We start from the raw sequence: 17,010 nt of genomic DNA on the forward strand, positions 1-17,010 counted from the left end.
CCGTCAGACTTACTGAAAATTCTCGATGCCGTCGCTAATGCACTGATTTTTCATTGATCGAAACGTCACGGAGTATTCCCGCCAGTTTCGCAAGGGTCAGGGGCTTTGACAGGTGGGCCTGCATTCCTGCGGCAGTGCATCGGTCGATCACATCGGGAAATGTCTGCGCGGACAGCGCCACGATCGGCAGGTCGTCGGCTCCCAGCCCGGCCTTGCGGATCATCGCGGTGGCCTCGATCCCGTCGAGTACCGGCATTTGCAGGTCCATCAGCACGACGTCGTAGCCTTCGCCCGCGCGGTGGCGCTGCAACGCGAGATCGACCGCTGCCTGGCCATCGCCGACCTCGTCATGCGCCATGCCCAGCCGATCGAGCATCGCGGCGACGAGAAATCTGTTCACCTTGCTGTCTTCGGCCACTAGCGCGCGCCCGGAAAAGCGCGGCAGTTCGGCAGGCTGGCTGGCGTGGCGCGGGGTCCGCGTCGAACCCCCGGCCGACGGCGCCGCGATCAACGGCAAATCAAGCATGAAGGCCGACCCCGTTCCGGGCGTGCTCGCGACCGTCAGCGACCCGCCCATGGCCGTTGCCAGTTCGCGCGAGATCGACAGGCCGAGCCCCGTGCCCCCGAACCGCCGATGGATGCCGGAATTGGCTTGGGTGAAGCCTTCGAAGATGCGTTCCTGCGCATCCTTGGCTATGCCGATGCCGGTGTCGGTTACGGTAATGCGCAACCGCGACCGCTGTTCGTCGAGCACCTTCGCGGCAATCACAATCGTGCCCTGGTCGGTGAACTTGATCGCGTTGCCGATCAGGTTGTCGACGATCTGGCGCATGCGCTGCCCGTCGCCAAGGATAGCCCGGGGCAGCGCCGGATCGAGATCGAGACGCAGTTCGACCGGTTTGTCGGCCAGTCCGGATCGCAGCAGGGACATCGAGCTATCAACGAGTAACGCGAGATTCACATCCTCGATTGTCAAGTTCAGCAGGCCGGATTCGATCGACGACAGTTCCAGCGCATCGTTGAGCAGCCGCATCATGCCGCGGCCCGATTCCGCGATCAGCTCGATCTTCCGGCGCTGATCGGGTTGCAGGCTTCCGGCAAGCAGCACATCGGCAAATCCCAGCACCCCGTTCATCGGCGTGCGGATCTCGTGGCTCATGTTGGCCAGGAACGTGCTCTTGGCGCGCGCAGCGTCCTCGGCGGCTTCCTTGGCGGCGTGCAGATCGCGCTCCAGCTGTTTGCGCTGGTCGATCAGGCGCACGGTGGCGATGATTTCGATCGGCCGGTCCGCGTCGTCGCGCACCAGCCTGCAGCTGGCTTCGAGCCACACGGATTCGATCAACTCCGGGGGGCGCAACTGGCGATACTCGATGGTCCAACTGTTCATCTCGCCACGCGCGAGGCGCTGAAACTCGTGCCGCACCCGTTCCTGATCATCGGGATGAAAATGATCTAGTAACGTGCTGCCGATGATGGCTTTTGGTGAAAATCCGACCACATCCCGTGTGGCTGGCGACGCGTAAATGCAAATGCCTTCGAGATTGAGCCGGAAGATCGCGTCGTTCGAATATTCGGCGAGCAGCGCCAGTTGGCTTTCGCGCTCCTTGAGGCTGGCTTCGGCTTTGACGCGGTCGGTGATATCGACGGTGGAGCCGACGTGCGACACGATTTCGCCATCGGCGCTGGCCTCGGGCGCGGTGACGACATCGACCATGCGGATCTGGCCATCGGGATGAAGCCAGCGAAACCGGATGGTGGCTCCGGTCTGCGCATGCCAGGCATCACTCCATCCATCCAGCACCCGCTGGCGGTCGTCGGGATGGAGGTTGCGCGCCCAGCCATCGCCGAGCGCCTCCTGCGGCGATATCCCGGCTGATGCGGCCCACGCGGCATTGGCGAAGGTCACCTTGCCTTGCGTGTCCGTCCGGAAAATTCCGACCGGGGCGAGTTCGGTCAGCGTTGCATAGCGCCGCTCGCTGATTTCGAGCGCCTGGGTCGCTTCGAACTGCCTGGTGACGTCGGTCATGACGCCGATGAAGCCGCGCAAGGAGCCATCGGCGCGAAATTCCGCACGATTGACCGACTGCATGAGCACCGGCTCGCCATCGGGAGCGCGGAACCGGATCAGCCGGATACGGGTGTCGTTCTGCGGTGTGAAGCCTTGCCAGACCGGCGTCTCGGCCAATTGTTCCGGGTCGTCGACCAGATCCTTCCAGCCCTGTCCGAGCGCCAGATCCGACACACCGCCCAGTTGTCTGCCGAGTGTGCCGTTGACGTAGATGATGTTGCCCTCGGCATCGGCCTGATAGACGCCGATCGGCGCGCTTTCGGCAATACGCCGGAACCGGTCGTCGGTTGCCGTGATCAGCGCGTCGCGTTCTAGCTCGACGGTGCGGTCGCGGATGGTTCCGGAAAATCCGCCTGCAGTCCCGTCCGGATCGCGGTTGGCCTGGAGCCGGAGTTCGACGAACTTCGGCTGGCCGGTCAATGTCGTTATCGGCAGCGTTGCCGACACCGGAACCCCGATGGCGTTGCGGGCATCCGTTGCCGTGGCTTCGAGCTCCACGATCGCGCCCGGACTGAGGAGTTCGCGCCACCGGGTGCCGACCTCGGCCGTCGGCATCCCGGTCAGCGCTTCCCATGCCGCGTTTATGAAGGTGATGGTGCCCAATCGGTCGGTGCCGAACACGACATCGGGCAACCGGTCGAGCATGTGCTGAAAATCGCCATTGTCCATCGTCACGAACAAACCCTATCCTGCAAGCGGTCCGATTCCGGATAACGCGTGAACGAACGCCCCATACCCCGAGAGGCCAGGCGCTTGAGCGACGAATTGCCCGACAATGTGCTGCTGGTCGATGGCACCGCATTGGCAGAACTGGCCGACGTGGTGGGCCAGGACAATCTGGAAAAATTGCTCGTTCTGTTTAGTAGAGCAACTCGAGAAACTGTTGATAAAATAGTCGGATTACAGATTGCAGGGGACTGGACCGGGTTGCGACGCGCAGCCCACGCGCTGGCCGGCGGAGCGCTCAGCCTGTCGGCAGGGTCGCTTGCGGCGGCGGCGCGGCAACTGGAATGCGCGTCGGTCGATCCCGCGCGCGCCGAGATCACGGCGCTGTGCAACTTGGCCGACGCGACGATTGCACAAGCAGAGAGAGTGGTTGCAGAGATCGCTTCAAACCGCTGATTGTTAACTAAAGTTATGTTGCTAGCCTTGGCGTAGCGCGAGAATGGCCTGGCTACGGTTGCTGACCCCCAGAACGCGAAAAATGGCCGACATGTGCGATTTGACGGTGGGCTCGGCGATCCCGAGATCGTGGGCGATGATCTTGTTCGGCTTGCCATCGGCGAGCGCGGCCATCACCCGCAGTTGCGCCGGGGAGAGCCTGGAGATCATCGCATCGCCGCCGTGCAGCGCCTCGAGTTCGGATGCGTCGGCAAACCAGCGCCCGCCCGCCAGCAACACACTGATCGCAGAGACCATTACCGAAATCGCCGAAGATTTCGACAGGAAGCCGCGCGCGCCCATCGAACGCACCCGCGCCTGCGTCTCCAGCCCGTCGCTGCTGCTGACCACGATGACCGGCAGGTGCGGCTGCATCTGACGCACGATCGACAGCGTCATCAGGCCCTCGCTGTCCTTGAGCGCCAGATCGAGCAATAGGCCATCGTACGTATGGGCCGCCACCAGATCCTTAATCGCGGCCATGCTTTCGGCGGTATCGACGATCAGCGCGGATTCGACGGTATGCGCAGCCATCGTCAGGGCGGCGGTGCAGATCGGATGATCGTCCGCGATCAGAAGGCGTTTCATGATATTCATATGGCGACCCCAGTGCCTTACGATTCGTGTTCAGGACGTTTCCTGCAACCGTTTGTCATGATGCGTCATACAGAAGTATGATTGGCGGACCGTTAACCTGCATACTTAGGTATGAATAGACCCCGCAGGTAAGAAGTCGATAACCAGACGACGCGCATCGGCAGCGTCATGGAACGCGCAAAAACCCGTATCGCCGCCAGCTCGCTGGCCCTTGCAACCCTTTTCTGGGCAGGATCTGCCCATGCGACCGGCGTCACCGCGGGCACGCTGATCGAGAATACGGCTTCGGCCACGTACACGTCGGGCGCCTCGGGCGGCTCGATCACGTCGAACACCGTCACCGTCAAGGTCGACGAACTGCTCGACGTTGCCGTCGCCGGCCTGACCACCACGCCCGAACCCATCAGCTCCACCAATGCCGTGCTCGTCTATTCCGTCACCAACACCGGCAACGGCAACGAAGCTTTCAACTTGACCGCCAACCCCACCGTCACGGGCAACAAGTTCGACGGCAACATCGTTTCGATCGCCATCGATACCAACAAGAACGGCGTTTACGATGCCGGCGACGTCATCGTCACGCAGGGCGGCGCATCGCCCAGCATCGCGCCGGATTCTTCGGTGCAGGTGCTGGTGATCGTGTCCGTACCGCAAGGCGTGACCGACGGTGAGCAGAGCCAGGTTCGCCTGATCGCTGCCGCAGCGACCGGAACCGGCACCGCCGGCACCGTGTTCAGCGGACAGGGCCAGGGCGGCGGCGACGCCGTAGTCGGCACCTCGACCGCGCAGGCCAATGCGCTCGACGCGCTGGTGGCCAGCGTCGCGACGGTCGCGCTCGCCAAGACGGCGGTCATCGACGACCAGTTCGGCGGACACCAGCCGGTTCCCGGCGCGACCGTGACCTACACCATGGTCGCCTCGGTCAGCGGCAGCGGCAAGGCTGAAAATCTCCACGTCACCGACGTTATCCCTACCGGGACGACGTACAAGGCGAACTCGCTCAAGCTGGGCGGAACGGCCCTGACCGACGTTGCCGATGGCGACGCCGGCGTGGGCAGCGCTTCGGGCATCGATGTCGGGCTTGGCGCGATTGATGGCGGACAGTCGCGCACGGTCAACTTCCAGGTAACCATAAACTGATATTCGGTTCGGAACTTAGAAGGACCACAACAATGAAAAAAATGATTGCGGATATCGTTGGCTTTCTCGTCCTTGGCAGCCTGGCTGCGCCCGCGTTCGCAGCGCCGGCCAGCCCGGTCACCCTCAAGGGCGACGTGAAGCTGGAAAAGACGATCGTTGAAAATGGAATTTCCAAGCAGACGCTGACCGATCCCAAGGTCGTCGTCCCGGGCGACAGGCTGCTCTTTTCCACGGCCTATCGCAACGGCGGCGCTGCCCCTGTCGAACATTTCGTGGTGACCAACCCGCTGCCGTCGGCAGTGACGCTGGCCCCCGAATCCGCTGCTTCGCTCGAAGTGTCGGTCGATGGCGGCAAGTCCTGGGGCAGCCTTGCCAAGATGACCGTTGCCGATGGCAAGGGTGGTCGCCGCGGGGCACAGGCCGCCGATGTAACCCATGTCCGCTGGACCCTGGCGACGATCGCCCCGGGTGCGTCGGGCGCGGTTCAATATCACGCCATCGTCCGCTGAGACGCGGGGGGGACCGCCCGGGCCCGCGGGCGGATAAATACGCGGGCCACATCACGCAGTGGGGACTAATAACATGAAACTCAGCAAAAAACTGCTGAGTACGGCCGGTGTTCTCACACTCGCCGTGCTTGGCGCACAACCAGCGCTCGCGGCGCAGACTACTGCGGGCACTACGATCACCAACACCGTTTCGGTGGATTTCCAGGTCGGCGGGTTCTCGCAGACACAACAATCGGCGTCCGACACGCTGACGGTCGACCGCAAGGTCAACGTGACCGTCGCCGAAGTCGGCACGACCACGACGACCGTTTCGCCCGGTCAGACCGCAGCCGTGACCACGTTCACCGTCACCAACCTGTCGAACGCCGTGCTCGATTTCGCGCTCACGGCAACTCAGCAGACCGGCGGCGCGGGTGCGCACTCGAACACCGACTCGTTCGATGTCACCAACGTGAAGATCTACAAGGACGCCAACGCCAACGGCGTTTATGATGCCGGTACCGACACGCTGGTCACGTACCTTGACGAGCTGGGTGCCGATACCGGCACCGCGACGGTGTTCGTGGTCGCCGACATCCCGCTCAGCCTGACCACCGGCAATGTTGCCGCTGTCACGCTGACCGCGACGGGTCGTGAGGGCGGAACTGCCGGCACGCAGGGTATCGCTCTGGTCCAGACGACCGGCGCGAACACCTCGGGCATGGACACCGTGTTTGCCGACGCAGCGGGTGCCACCGATGCGGCGCGCGATGCGGCGTTCTCGGCCAAGGATGACTACACGATCTCGGCCGCGGCACTGACCGCCGTCAAGACGTCGACGATCATCAGCGATCCGGTGAACGGGACGACCAACGCCAAGTTCATCCCCGGCGCCACGCTGCAATACTGCATCGCGGTCACCAACGCCGCGGGCAGTGCGACGGCGACCACCATCCTCATCCAGGATCCGCTACCTGCCGGCCTGACTTATGATGCCGGCTACGGGATCAAGATCAACGGCACGGTGACTTCGGGTGTCTGCAACACCGACGGGGCCACTGGCGGCTCGTTTGCCTCGAACAAGGTGAGCGGCACGCTCACCAGCGTCGCGGCGACCGAGACCAAGACGCTGCTGTTCCGCGCAACGATCAACTGATGGATCTACCGGCTGCGTCCAGGCGCAGCCGGTAACGGATCGCACATAACCAGATGCTCAAGCTTCAATCCATCCGCAACTTGGCAGCGACAGTGCTTGCACTGCCGCTGCTCTTTTTGTGCGGATCGGTTCAGGCGCAGACCATCACCAACATTGCCCGCGCCAGCTGGACACAGGGCGACCAGGTCCTGTCGGTCCAGTCGAACGCGGCCACATTCGAAGTCACGCAGACCCCGGTCACGCTCGACGTGCTCCAATCCGCGCCGGGTTCGCCCTCGACCACCATCGCGCCTTCGCTGTGCGGCGGACACTCGCTGTCGGCAGCGCTGCTGGGCACGATGACCAACCTGGTTTCGGCCTCGGACGTCAGCACGATCAAGATCGGCCAGCAGCTGATCTTCCGTCTGGTCGACCACGCCGCCAACCGCTCGACCACGGCCGTCGATCAGGTCGATGCGGTGATCACCACGATCAGCGGCGATCGCGAAGTCGTCACCGTGTTGGAAACCTCGGCCAACAGCGGCATCTTCATTGGCGCCGTGCCGACCACCGCCGTCCCGCCAACGCCGGTGCAGGGCGACTGCCGCCTCAGCGTCGCCTCGGGTGACAAGATCTCGATCGAGCTGCGGATGCCCTCGCAGATCCAGCCGATCGCCATGGCGGCGGTCAACGTGCTGGCCGACCCTTACGGCGTCGTGTTCGACAGCGAAGACGGCACGCCGATCAACGGCGTGCGCATCTCGATGGTCGATGCCCTGACCGGAGCGCCCGCCAAGGTGTTCGGCGACGATGGCCTCACCCCCTATCCTTCGACGATCGTCACCGGCGAGACGGTGACCGATGCGGCGGGCAATCTCTATCCGATGCCGGTGGGGGAATACCGGTTCCCGCTGGCGCCGCTTGGCAGCTACCGATTGGTGGTCGAGCCACCCTCTCCTTACGTGGCGCCGTCCAAGGCGAGGGTCGCGCAGCTTTCCGGTCTTACCCGCCCCGATGGGGGCGAACTGACTCTGGGCGATAGCTCGTTCGGCGCCCGGTTCAGCCTGTCGAACCCTTCGCCGGTGCGCGTGGACATTCCGGTCGATCGCCCGGGCGTTGCGGTGGCGCTGACCAAGACCGTCTCGGCCCCTTCGGCGGTTCCCGGTGACGTGGTCTATTACACCGTGCTGGCGACCAACACCGACGGCACCCGCGCCAAGCGCGACGTGGTGCTGTCCGACACGCCTTCGCCGTGGTTGCGCCTGCGCGCCGAATCGATCCGGGTCGATGGCACCGCCAATCCGGCGGCGATCACCGTGGCCGCCGACGGCCACCACCTGACCATCCGCCTGGGCACGATGCCCGCCGCATCGACACATCGCGTGACCTACGCGATGACGGTGCGCGCCGATGCGCCTCCGGGCCAGGCAGTGAACCGCGCCGAAGCCACCGACTCGCGCGGGCTGACGTCGGTCGCCAGCGCGGTGCTCAAGATCGATCGCGAGACGATCGCCGGGCGGATGACGCTGATCGGCCGCATCACCGAAGGTGCCTGCTCGGTCAACGATCCGCGCCTCGGCATCCCCGGCGTGCGCGTGATGCTGGAAGACGGCAGCTTTGCCATCACCGATCGCGACGGGCGCTATCACTTCGAAGGCCTGATACCGGGCACGCACGTTGTCGCGGCGCAGGAAACCACGCTGCCGCAGGGCAGCCGCTTCGTCGACTGCAGCCGCTCGACGCGCAATGCCGGCAGCACCAGCTCGCGCTTCGTGATGGGGCAGGGCGGCAGCCTGATCGTCGCCGATTTCTCGGCGGTGGTGCCGCCGCATGCCGCAGCGCCCGCCAAGGACCCGGCCGAAGCCGCGACCGACAAGGAAGCTGCCGGCGGCGACATCGACTGGCTGACGCTGGGCGATGGTCCCACCGACTTCCTGTTCCCCGCGACGGACTATAACCCGCGCGCGCCCGCCGTGCGCATCGTGATCCGTCACCGCGCCAGCCAGAAGGTCGACCTCAGCATCGACGGCAAGCCGGTCGACAAGGTGGCGTTCGATGGCGCCAAGGTTTCGGCCGACAAGCGCTATGCCGTCAGCGTGTGGCGCGGCATCCCGCTCGACGGCGAAGTCACTCACGTCTCCGCCGTCGTCCGCAACCTCGACGGCAGCGCCGACAAGACCCTGACGCGCGACATTCACTTCACCGCCAGCCCGGCGCGGGTCGAGATCGTGGCGGCGTCGTCCAAGCTCGTGGCCGATGGCAGCACCCGCCCGATGCTCGCGGTGCGCGTGCTCGATCGCAGCGGTCGTCCGGTCCACTCGGGCCTGACCGGCCAGTTCGCGGTCAACGCGCCTTACGAAAGCGCGCAGGCGCTCGACGCCATGCAATCGCGCGCGCTGACCGGTCTGGGCCGGTCGAGCCCGACGTGGACGGTCAAGGGCGACGACGGCATCGCGCTGATCGAACTGGCGCCGACCATGGTCAGCGGTGCGGTCCACCTCGACTTCACCTTTGCCAACGGCGAACTGAAGCGCCAGCAGACGCTGGAAGCCTGGATCGTACCCGGCCAGCAGAAGTGGACGCTGGTCGGTCTGGCCGAAGGATCGGTCGGCGAAAAGAGCGTGGCCGACAACATGGAGCGCACCGGGCGTTTCGACAGCGACCTGGGCGATCACGCGCGTGTCGCGTTCTATGCCAAGGGCCGCGTGCTGGGCCGCTACCTGCTGACGCTGGCCTATGACAGCGCCAAGCAGGCCGACGACCAGCGCCTGCTCGGCGCGATCGATCCCAACGCCTATTACACCGTGTTCGCCGATGGATCGGACCGCCGCTTCGATGCCGCCAGCCGCAAGAAGATTTACGTGCGGATCGAGACCGGCACGTTCTATGCCCTGTTCGGCGACATCACGACCGGCTTCGACCAGACCGTGCTGGGCCGCTACCAGCGCACCACCACCGGCCTGAAGGGCGAGTTGCACACCGGCGGCCTGCACGCCGAGGGTTTTGCGGCGCGCGTTGAATCCACGCATCGTCGCGACGAATTCCAGGGCGGCGGCATCAGCGGCCCCTATCGCCTGACCAGCCGCGCGATTATCGCCAACAGCGAAAACGTGACGATCGAAGTGCGCGACCGCTTCCGGTCGGAACTGGTGGTCAAGACCACCACGCTGACCCGCTTCATCGATTACGACATCGACTTGCTGTCGGGCACGATCAGCTTCAAGCAGCCGATCCTCAGCCGCGATGCCGATCTCAACCCGCAGTTCATCGTGATCGACTACGAACTCGATACGGCCGCAGCCGGCGCGCAAGTCAACGCCGGTGGCCGCGCCGACTACACCACCAAAAACGGCAAGCTGCGCGTGGGCGGAACCGTGGTCAGCGACAAGGGCGACGATGCCCGCACCACGCTGGCCGCGATGGACGTCAAGGCGCGGGTGGGTGAGGGCACCGAACTGCGCGCCGAAGCCGCCGCCAGCCGCAAGGCAGGCAGCAACGCCACGGCCTGGCTGGTCGAGGCCGAGCACCACGATGGCAAGCTCGATCTGCTGGCGTATGCGCGCTCGGTCGATCCCGATTTCGGGCTCGGCCAGGAAAGCGGGGCCGAACGCGGCCGTCGCAAGCTGGGCGTCGATGGCCGCGTGCTGCTGAGCGAAGGCTGGTCGGTGACCGGCAGCGCCTGGTACGACGACAGCCTGACCGACGCCTCGCATCGCAACGCGGTGCAGGTCAGCTCGTCCTATCGCAAGGGTTCGACCGAGGCCCGGGTCGGCATCGCGCGGTTCGCCGATACGCTGGCCGATGGCAGCAAGACCAACTCGACCGTGCTGGAAGCCGGCGCGGCGCACAAGTTCTTCGGCAACAAGCTCGAACTCGACGCATCGACGAGCATCGCGCTGGGCAAGAGCGAATCGATCGATCTGCCGGCACGCCAGCGCCTTGGCGCACGGTATTCGATCACGCCGGGGATCAAGCTGGTCGGCACTTACGAAATCGCCAAGGGCGACGCGATCGACGCGCGCACGTTCCGCGCCGGGTTCGAGGCCGCCCCGTGGTCGGGCGCACGGCTGGTCACCTCGCTGGGCAGCCAATCGGTATCCGAACAGGGCAAGCGGACGTTCGCCGCCTACGGCCTGTCGCAGTCGCTGCCCGTCGGCGCCCACCTGACGCTGGATGCCACGCTCGACGGCAACAAGGTGCTGGGCGGGATCAATCCTGCCGCGATCATCAATCCCGCGCAGCCTGTCGCCAGCGGCGGCCAGATCAACGACAGCGGATCGCTGGTGGAAAACTTCACCGCCGTCACCGTGGGCGCGGCCTGGCGGGCCGGACGCTGGAGCGCGACTTTGCGCGGTGAGTATCGCGACGGCCAGTATGCCAACCGCAAGGGCTTCATCTTCGGCGCGATCCGCCAGCTCGGCGAAGGCAGCGTCGTGGGCAGCGGTTTCAGCTGGACCCACGCGACGGCCGTCGGCGGCGCGACCACCGAAGTGATGGATGCGGCGATTTCGGCGGCGCACCGCCCGGCCGACTCGCACTTTGCTTTCCTGACCAAGATCGCCTTCCGCAGCGACAAGGTGACCGGTGCGGTCGATGGGCTGGCCGGGGCCGCCGGGCAGACCGCGCTGATCGTCAATGGCGATGCGCAGTCGCGCCGCCTGATCGGCAGCGTTTCGGGCAACTGGTCGCCGCAGGGCCATGTCGACGGGGATCGCGTGCAGCGTTCGGAACTCGGCGTGTTCGCCGCCGTGCGCTACAACTTCGATCGCTACGAAGGTTTCGCGCTGGCCGGCACCACGCTGCTCGGCGGGCTCGATGCCCACATCGGCATCGGCGACCGGATCGAGATCGGCGGCACCGCCACGATCCGCGCCAGCCTGGTCGACCACACCACCAGCTTCGCGTTCGGCCCGCAGATCGGCATCGTTCCGGCGGACAACGTGCTGCTCACGCTGGGCTACAACATCAGCGGGTTCCGCGACCGCGATTTCGCGGCGGCGCGCACGACCGACAAGGGCGTGTTTGCCAGCATCCGGCTGAAGTTCGACAACAGCACGTTGGCCATGCTGGGCCTCGGCCGGTGAAACGACGGGTTGTTGCGGCGATGGCCGCAGGTTGCTTCAGTTTGGCATCCGTACCGGCGCTGGCGGGCACGTGCAGCGCCGCCAACACGTTTGCCTTCAGCTATGCGAACCAGGCGGCGGCCACGCTTGCCTACGGTTCGACCTACAACTACACCGCCACCAGCACCGGCGGGGCCACGCGCGGGTTCAGCGTCACGATCGCGCAGAACGGGCTGAGCAACACGCAAGTCGCTGCCACCCAGATGCCGAACATCTCGACGATGATCACCGGGCCGACCACCACCGCCAACGACTTGGTGTTCGGCGGGGTGTTCTCGTCGCGCACCGCGAGCATGGCCGGCTCGACCCGGGTCATCACCGTCACGTTCACGTTCGCGCAGCCGATCCGCGATTTCACCATGGCGGTGCACGACGTCGACTATTCCGCCAACCAGTATCGCGACTGGCTGCAGGTGACCGGCAGCGACGGCACCACCACGATGACACCGGCGCTGACGACACCATGGGGCAACGGCAACAACGGCGTGCTGCCGCACAGCGCCACCGGTTCCACCTCATTGATCGGGTCGACGACCACGCCGCTGTCGCTCACCAACCAGCAGGCGGGCGGGACGGCCACGTCGAACAACAATTCGGACGACGGCACGATCAACGCCAGCTTTACCCAGCCGGTCACCTCGGTCACGCTCAAATACGGCAACTTCCCGCTGACCGGTAGCGAGACCACGACCGGCCAGCAGGCGATGGGCATTGCCGGGATCACGTTCTGCCCGATGCCGGCGATCGCGGTCGCCAAGACATCCGCCCCCGCAACCGGCACCTACGGCGCCTACAACATACCCGGCAACGACGTGGTCTATACGCTGACCGTCACGAACAGCGGTGCGAGCCCGGTCGATGGCAGTTCGATCGTGCTCACCGATTTGCTGCCGGCGGCGACCACGTTCCGGAACAGCGCGTTCGACGGGACGACGACGTTGCCGGTCAAGCTGGTCTCGGCGGGCGGCACGACACTGGCCTCTGCGAACATCACCTACAGCAAGCTCGCCGACGCCACGTTCACGTACACGCCCGTTGCGGGCTATGACGCGCAAGTCGACGGAATCAAGATCGTGCCGGGAGGGCAGCTTGCGGCCAATTCGACGCTGCAGTTGCAGTACATCGTCAGCGTGAAGTAAGCGTCACGCGTCGGTCAGGCGGTAACCGATGCCGGGCTCGTTGCGAATCAGGTCGGGATGCGCCGGGTCGGCCTCCAGCTTGAGGCGCAGCGCGCGCACGACCACGCGCAAGTAATCGACATCGTGCACATGGGCCTTGCCCCACACCTTCTCCAGCAGCGCGGCGTGGGTGACGATGCGGCCACCGGCCTCGATCAGCGCGCCCATCACCGCGAATTCGCGCGGGGTCAGCGCGACCGGTGCGTTATCGCGGGTGAGCACATGGCGGGCAAAGTCGATGCGCAGCGGGCCGTGGACCAGCTGTTCGGCGCTGCGTCCGTCGGGCCGGGCGCGCCGCAACGCCGATCGCAGCCGGGCGAGCAGTTCGTCGCCGTCGAACGGCTTGGTCACGTAATCGTCCGCGCCCAGATCGAGCGCGGCGATCTTTTCCGCGACATCGCTGCGCGCGGTGACGACGATGATCGGCACCTGGCTGCTTGCGCGCACCGCCGCGATCACCTCCAGACCGTCACGATCGGGCAGGCCCAGATCGAGCACGATCGCATCGATCCCACCGCGCGCCAGTGCTGCCATGGCCGCTGCGGCGTCGCTGGCGGGCACCACGTCATACCCGCCGCGCCCCAGCACGGCTCCCAGCAGCCGCAGGATCGCCGGCTCGTCATCGACGGCGAGGATGCGATTCATGCGCCGTCCATCGCACGGGCGGGCATGGTCAGGGTGAAGCAGGCGCCGCCGCCCGGTGCATCGGTGATCGCGATTTCCATCGCCATGGCATCGGCAAAGCCTTTCACGATGGCAAGCCCCAGGCCGCTGCCGCCGCTGCGGTCGCTACCCTCGATCCGCGCGAATCGTTCGAACACCGCCGCTGCTTGCGCGGGCGGCACGCCCGGTCCGTCGTCGGACATCGACAGCCAGACGTTCCCGCCAGACGTTCCGGCATCGATCGTCACCTGGCTGCGGGCGTGGCGCAAAGCGTTGTCGATCAGATTGACCAGAACGTGCCGCAACAGCACGGCATCGCCGGCGACGAACGGCAGGTCCGGCGCGATGTGCGACTGCAGCGCGATGTTGCCGGGATCGGGAGCGACGGCGGCGCACGCATCCGCCACCACGTCCACGAGATCGATCGCATCGCGCGCTGGCGCCAACCCGCCATGCTCGATGCGGGTCACGCCGACCAGATCGTCCATCTTGCGGTCGAGCCGCCGAGCCGCGGCGAGCGCGCGGACGACCGCCGATTGGCCATGATCGAGGCTTTCGAGTTCGCCCATGACGACGGTCAGCGGCGTGCGGAAATCGTGCCCCAGCGAGGCCAGCAGTGCGCGACGCAGCCGGTCGCGATCCTCCAGCCGCTGGCGGTCGAGCCGCGCCTGCTCGAGCGCGAGCCGGTCGGCGGCCTGCCCGATCAACCGGCACAGCTGCTGCAGGTGGGCAAGCTGGCCTTCCGCGCGAACCGCACGGCCGCCGGGTTGGCCCAGCGCGACGATCGGGCCGCCGCCCGGGCGGCGCGGCGCCAGCGGCAGAAAGGTCCAGCGCGCTTCGGGCATGATCTGCGTGCCGTGGCCGGTCATGTCGCCGTTGTGCATCGACCACGCCGCGGCCGAATGCTCGAGCGAGTTGAACGCGGCAGCGGTACTTTCAATCTCGTCCTGCGGCAGGAACAGCGCACGGCCATAACGGGCGGTCAGGAACGCCAGCGCGTGTTCGATCGCACGCACCGGCGGTGCGGCGTTGAGCGCGGCCGACAGTTCAGCCAGTTCCCCGCTGGCATCGGCGCGCTGCGATGCCTCGAGCTCGCGCAGGCGCAAAGCGGTTGCCAGCCGGCTGGAAACATAAGCGACCACGATCAGCACCACCACGCTGACGATGTTTTCCGCCTCATGGATCCGCAGCGAAAACTGCGGCGGAAGCAGCAGGAAATTGTAGGCAAAAGCTGCCAGCACGGCGGCCATCAGGCCCGGGCCCAGGCCGCCTTCCACCGCTGCCAGCAGCACCGGCAACTGGAACAGCAGCGCGCACGATGCCAGCCCGAGCCAGGGCAGGAACGCCAGCGTCAGCCCCCCGACCAGCGACACCGCCAGCGCCGCCACGACATAGGATCGCGCCGGGGAACGGGCTGGATGGCGCAAGGCGGGGCTTCGATCGATCATGCCCGCAACGCTATAGCTCGATTTGCGTCCCCAGTTCGACCACGCGGTTCGGCGGAATCGCGAAATAGGCAGTCGGGTCGGCCGCGTTGCGGTGCAGGAACGTGAACAGCACCGTCATCCACCGGGGCAGGGCCGGGTTGGCGGCGCGCCGGATGGCGTTGCGGCCGACGAAGAACGACGTGCCCCCGCGCCCGGTCAGCAGGCTGGGGCTGCGCGCGAGGTCGCTTGGCACGTCGGTACGGTCCATATAGCCATAGTGCAGCGACGCGCGGGTGAAGCGTTCGTCGATCGGCTCCATCGTCAGCCGTTCCGCCAGCGGAACATGCGGCCGCTGCTCGGTGGTGACCGCAAGCAGCACGTTCAGCCGGTGCAGCGCCTTGTTGTGTTTGAGGTTGTGGAGCAGCGCGGACGGGGTGATTTCGGGGTTCTGGGTCAGGAACACCGCCACGCCTTCGACAATCGTCGGCGGTCGGGCGGCCAGCGCCGAGGCAAGGTCGGTCATCGCCACGCCCTGTTCCGTGGTGCGTTGCAGTGCCGCGCTGCGCCCGCGCATCCAGGTGGTGATGATCACCCCCATGATCGCGGCGACCAGCAGCGGCACCCAGCCACCCTCGACCACGCGCAGGATGTTGGCGCCGAAGAACACCATGTCCAGCGCCATGAACGGCACGAACAGCACGGCGGTCCACAGCGGGTTCCAGCCCCACAGCTTCCACGCGATGATGAAGGCCAGCCAGGTGGTGACGACCATCGTCCCGGTCACCGCGATGCCATAGGCGGCGGCCATGTCGGAGCTGTTCTTGAACGCCAGCACCAGCACCAGCACGCCGGCCAGCACCAGCCAGTTGACCACCGGCATGTAGATCTGGCCGATCTGGTCGGCGGAAGTCTGGCGGATCGTGAGGCGGGGCAGCAGGCCGAGCGCGATCGCCTGCTGCGACAGCGAGTATGCCCCGGTGATCACGGCCTGGCTGGCGATGATCGTTGCGACCGTGGCGAGGATCACCAGCGGCGCGCGCATCGTTTCGGGAGCCATCAGGAAGAACCAGTCCGCGTTCTCGAACGGCTTTCCAGCTGCTTCAGATGCCTTCATCGTCGCCAGCGCCAGCGCGCCCTGGCCGAGGTAGTTGAGCGTCAGCGACGGCCACACCATCGCGAACCAGCCGAGCTGGATCGGCTTGCGGCCGAAATGGCCCATGTCGGCGATCAGCGCCTCCGCGCCGGTCACCGTCAGGAACACCGCGCCGAGTACGAACAGTCCGGACACGCCGTGCCCGATCATGAACGCCACCGCCTCGTAAGGGTTGAACGCGGCCAGCACTTCGGGGGCCTGGAGGATGTGCCAGAACCCGAGAACGGCGAGCACGAGGAACCACAGCACGCAGACCGGGCCAAAAAACCGGGCGATGCTGGCGGTCCCGCGCGACTGGATCGCGAACAGGCCGAACAGGATGCCGATCGTGGTGCCCAGGATCACCGGCAGGGTCATCAGGTGCGCCAGGCTCGGGACGGTCCTGAGCCCTTCGACCGCAGACAGCACGGACAGCGCGGGGGTGATGATCGCGTCGCCATAGAACAGCGCCGCGCCGGTCGCGCCGAACAGCAGCACGACGATCCACTTGCCCTTGGTCGCCCGGCTGGCCAGCGCCATCAGCGACAGCACGCCGCCCTCGCCGTTGTTGTCGGCGCGCGTGAGGAACAGCACGTACTTCAGCGTGACCACCACGATCAGCGCCCACAGCGCCAGCGACAACACGCCGATCACCTCGCTGCGATCGATCCCGCCGGCGGCGGTTTGCGCCAGCGCTTCGCGGAACGCATAAAGCGGACTGGTGCCGATATCGCCATAGACGACGCCCAGCGCGCCGAGCGTCAGCGCGCCCAGCGTCGATTTGTGCGCCGATGCCGATTCTGTCATCAAGTGGCCCCCATGTCAGAGCCCGCCATGGGCGATCAAACGATTACGGCGCCATAAGAAATCGGTCTGCCCGCCATTACGAGAGCATTAA

11 protein-coding genes are annotated in these 17,010 nt (G+C 66.0%); 6 read left to right on the forward strand and 5 right to left on the reverse strand.

Translation table 11 applies throughout. From position 1 onward, the window contains the following. Nucleotides 1-34: 34 nt before the first annotated feature. Entirely contained in the window at nucleotides 35-2,737 is a 2,703-nt protein-coding gene (locus NL2_RS13945; RefSeq protein ID WP_068076305.1) for a PAS domain-containing hybrid sensor histidine kinase/response regulator, read from the reverse strand. Between the two features lie 84 nt (nucleotides 2,738-2,821). Between NL2_RS13945 and NL2_RS20830 the strand changes: the two genes are divergently transcribed. Further along, nucleotides 2,822-3,190 carry an Hpt domain-containing protein gene (locus NL2_RS20830; protein WP_169799514.1) on the forward strand — a complete coding sequence of 123 codons (369 nt, stop codon included), beginning with the start codon at nucleotides 2,822-2,824 and terminating at the stop codon, nucleotides 3,188-3,190. A gap of 21 nt (nucleotides 3,191-3,211) precedes the next feature. Here NL2_RS20830 and NL2_RS13955 read toward each other — a convergent pair whose 3' ends face one another. Next, nucleotides 3,212-3,817, reverse strand: coding sequence for a response regulator transcription factor (locus NL2_RS13955; RefSeq protein ID WP_169799515.1), 606 nt, complete (start codon nucleotides 3,815-3,817; stop codon nucleotides 3,212-3,214). A gap of 177 nt (nucleotides 3,818-3,994) precedes the next feature. Here NL2_RS13955 and NL2_RS13960 point away from each other — a divergent pair, with 177 nt between their 5' ends. The 5 genes from NL2_RS13960 to NL2_RS13980 all read left to right on the forward strand — a co-directional run bounded on the left by NL2_RS13960 (nucleotide 3,995) and on the right by NL2_RS13980 (nucleotide 12,851). Then, a complete protein-coding gene (locus NL2_RS13960) occupies nucleotides 3,995-4,966 on the forward strand; it encodes a DUF11 domain-containing protein (protein WP_068076308.1) in 972 nt (323 codons plus the stop codon). Nucleotides 4,967-4,998: 32 nt separating this feature from the next. After that, a complete protein-coding gene (locus NL2_RS13965) occupies nucleotides 4,999-5,475 on the forward strand; it encodes a hypothetical protein (RefSeq protein ID WP_068076309.1) in 477 nt (158 codons plus the stop codon). A 73-nt stretch (nucleotides 5,476-5,548) separates the two neighbouring features. After that, nucleotides 5,549-6,610 carry a hypothetical protein gene (locus tag NL2_RS13970; protein ID WP_068076310.1) on the forward strand — a complete coding sequence of 354 codons (1,062 nt, stop codon included), beginning with the start codon at nucleotides 5,549-5,551 and terminating at the stop codon, nucleotides 6,608-6,610. 92 nt (nucleotides 6,611-6,702) lie between these two features. After that, on the forward strand, nucleotides 6,703-11,673 hold the full coding sequence (locus NL2_RS13975) for a hypothetical protein (protein ID WP_245647691.1): 4,971 nt from the start codon (nucleotides 6,703-6,705) through the stop codon (nucleotides 11,671-11,673). 41 nt (nucleotides 11,674-11,714) lie between these two features. Continuing rightward, nucleotides 11,715-12,851, forward strand: a complete 1,137-nt coding sequence (locus tag NL2_RS13980) for a DUF11 domain-containing protein (RefSeq protein WP_068076312.1) — start codon at nucleotides 11,715-11,717, stop codon at nucleotides 12,849-12,851. 3 nt (nucleotides 12,852-12,854) lie between these two features. On the opposite strand, the gene NL2_RS13985 is transcribed toward NL2_RS13980, so the two are convergent. From NL2_RS13985 to NL2_RS13995, 3 genes are read right to left on the reverse strand one after another with little or no spacing between them, the layout of a single operon-like run. Next, nucleotides 12,855-13,535, reverse strand: a complete 681-nt coding sequence (locus NL2_RS13985) for a response regulator transcription factor (RefSeq protein ID WP_068076313.1) — start codon at nucleotides 13,533-13,535, stop codon at nucleotides 12,855-12,857. Next, complete coding sequence (locus NL2_RS13990) at nucleotides 13,532-15,001, reverse strand: ATP-binding protein (RefSeq protein ID WP_068076314.1); 1,470 nt, start codon at nucleotides 14,999-15,001, stop codon at nucleotides 13,532-13,534. The genes NL2_RS13985 and NL2_RS13990 overlap by 4 nt, the downstream gene beginning before the upstream one ends. Nucleotides 15,002-15,011: 10 nt before the next feature. Beyond that, nucleotides 15,012-16,919 (reverse strand): potassium transporter Kup, encoded by a 1,908-nt coding sequence (locus tag NL2_RS13995; protein WP_068076315.1) that lies wholly within the window; start codon nucleotides 16,917-16,919, stop codon nucleotides 15,012-15,014. Nucleotides 16,920-17,010 lie beyond the last annotated feature (91 nt).

The sequence above is a fragment of the Novosphingobium lentum NBRC 107847 genome, assembly GCF_001590965.1.
Lineage (GTDB): Bacteria > Pseudomonadota > Alphaproteobacteria > Sphingomonadales > Sphingomonadaceae > Novosphingobium > Novosphingobium lentum.

Bases quoted from the DNA above. Each gene is read 5' to 3' on its own strand.
- NL2_RS13945 (WP_068076305.1), bottom strand. From the start codon at position 2,737: ATGGACAATGGCGATTTTCAGCACATGCTCGACCGGTTGCCCGATGTC.
- NL2_RS13955 (WP_169799515.1), bottom strand. From the start codon at position 3,817: ATGAAACGCCTTCTGATCGCGGACGATCATCCGATCTGCACCGCCGCC.
- NL2_RS13960 (WP_068076308.1), top strand. From the start codon at position 3,995: ATGGAACGCGCAAAAACCCGTATCGCCGCCAGCTCGCTGGCCCTTGCA.
- NL2_RS13965 (WP_068076309.1), top strand. From the start codon at position 4,999: ATGAAAAAAATGATTGCGGATATCGTTGGCTTTCTCGTCCTTGGCAGC.
- NL2_RS13970 (WP_068076310.1), top strand. From the start codon at position 5,549: ATGAAACTCAGCAAAAAACTGCTGAGTACGGCCGGTGTTCTCACACTC.
- NL2_RS13985 (WP_068076313.1), bottom strand. From the start codon at position 13,535: ATGAATCGCATCCTCGCCGTCGATGACGAGCCGGCGATCCTGCGGCTG.
- NL2_RS13990 (WP_068076314.1), bottom strand. From the start codon at position 15,001: ATGATCGATCGAAGCCCCGCCTTGCGCCATCCAGCCCGTTCCCCGGCG.
- NL2_RS13995 (WP_068076315.1), bottom strand. From the start codon at position 16,919: ATGACAGAATCGGCATCGGCGCACAAATCGACGCTGGGCGCGCTGACG.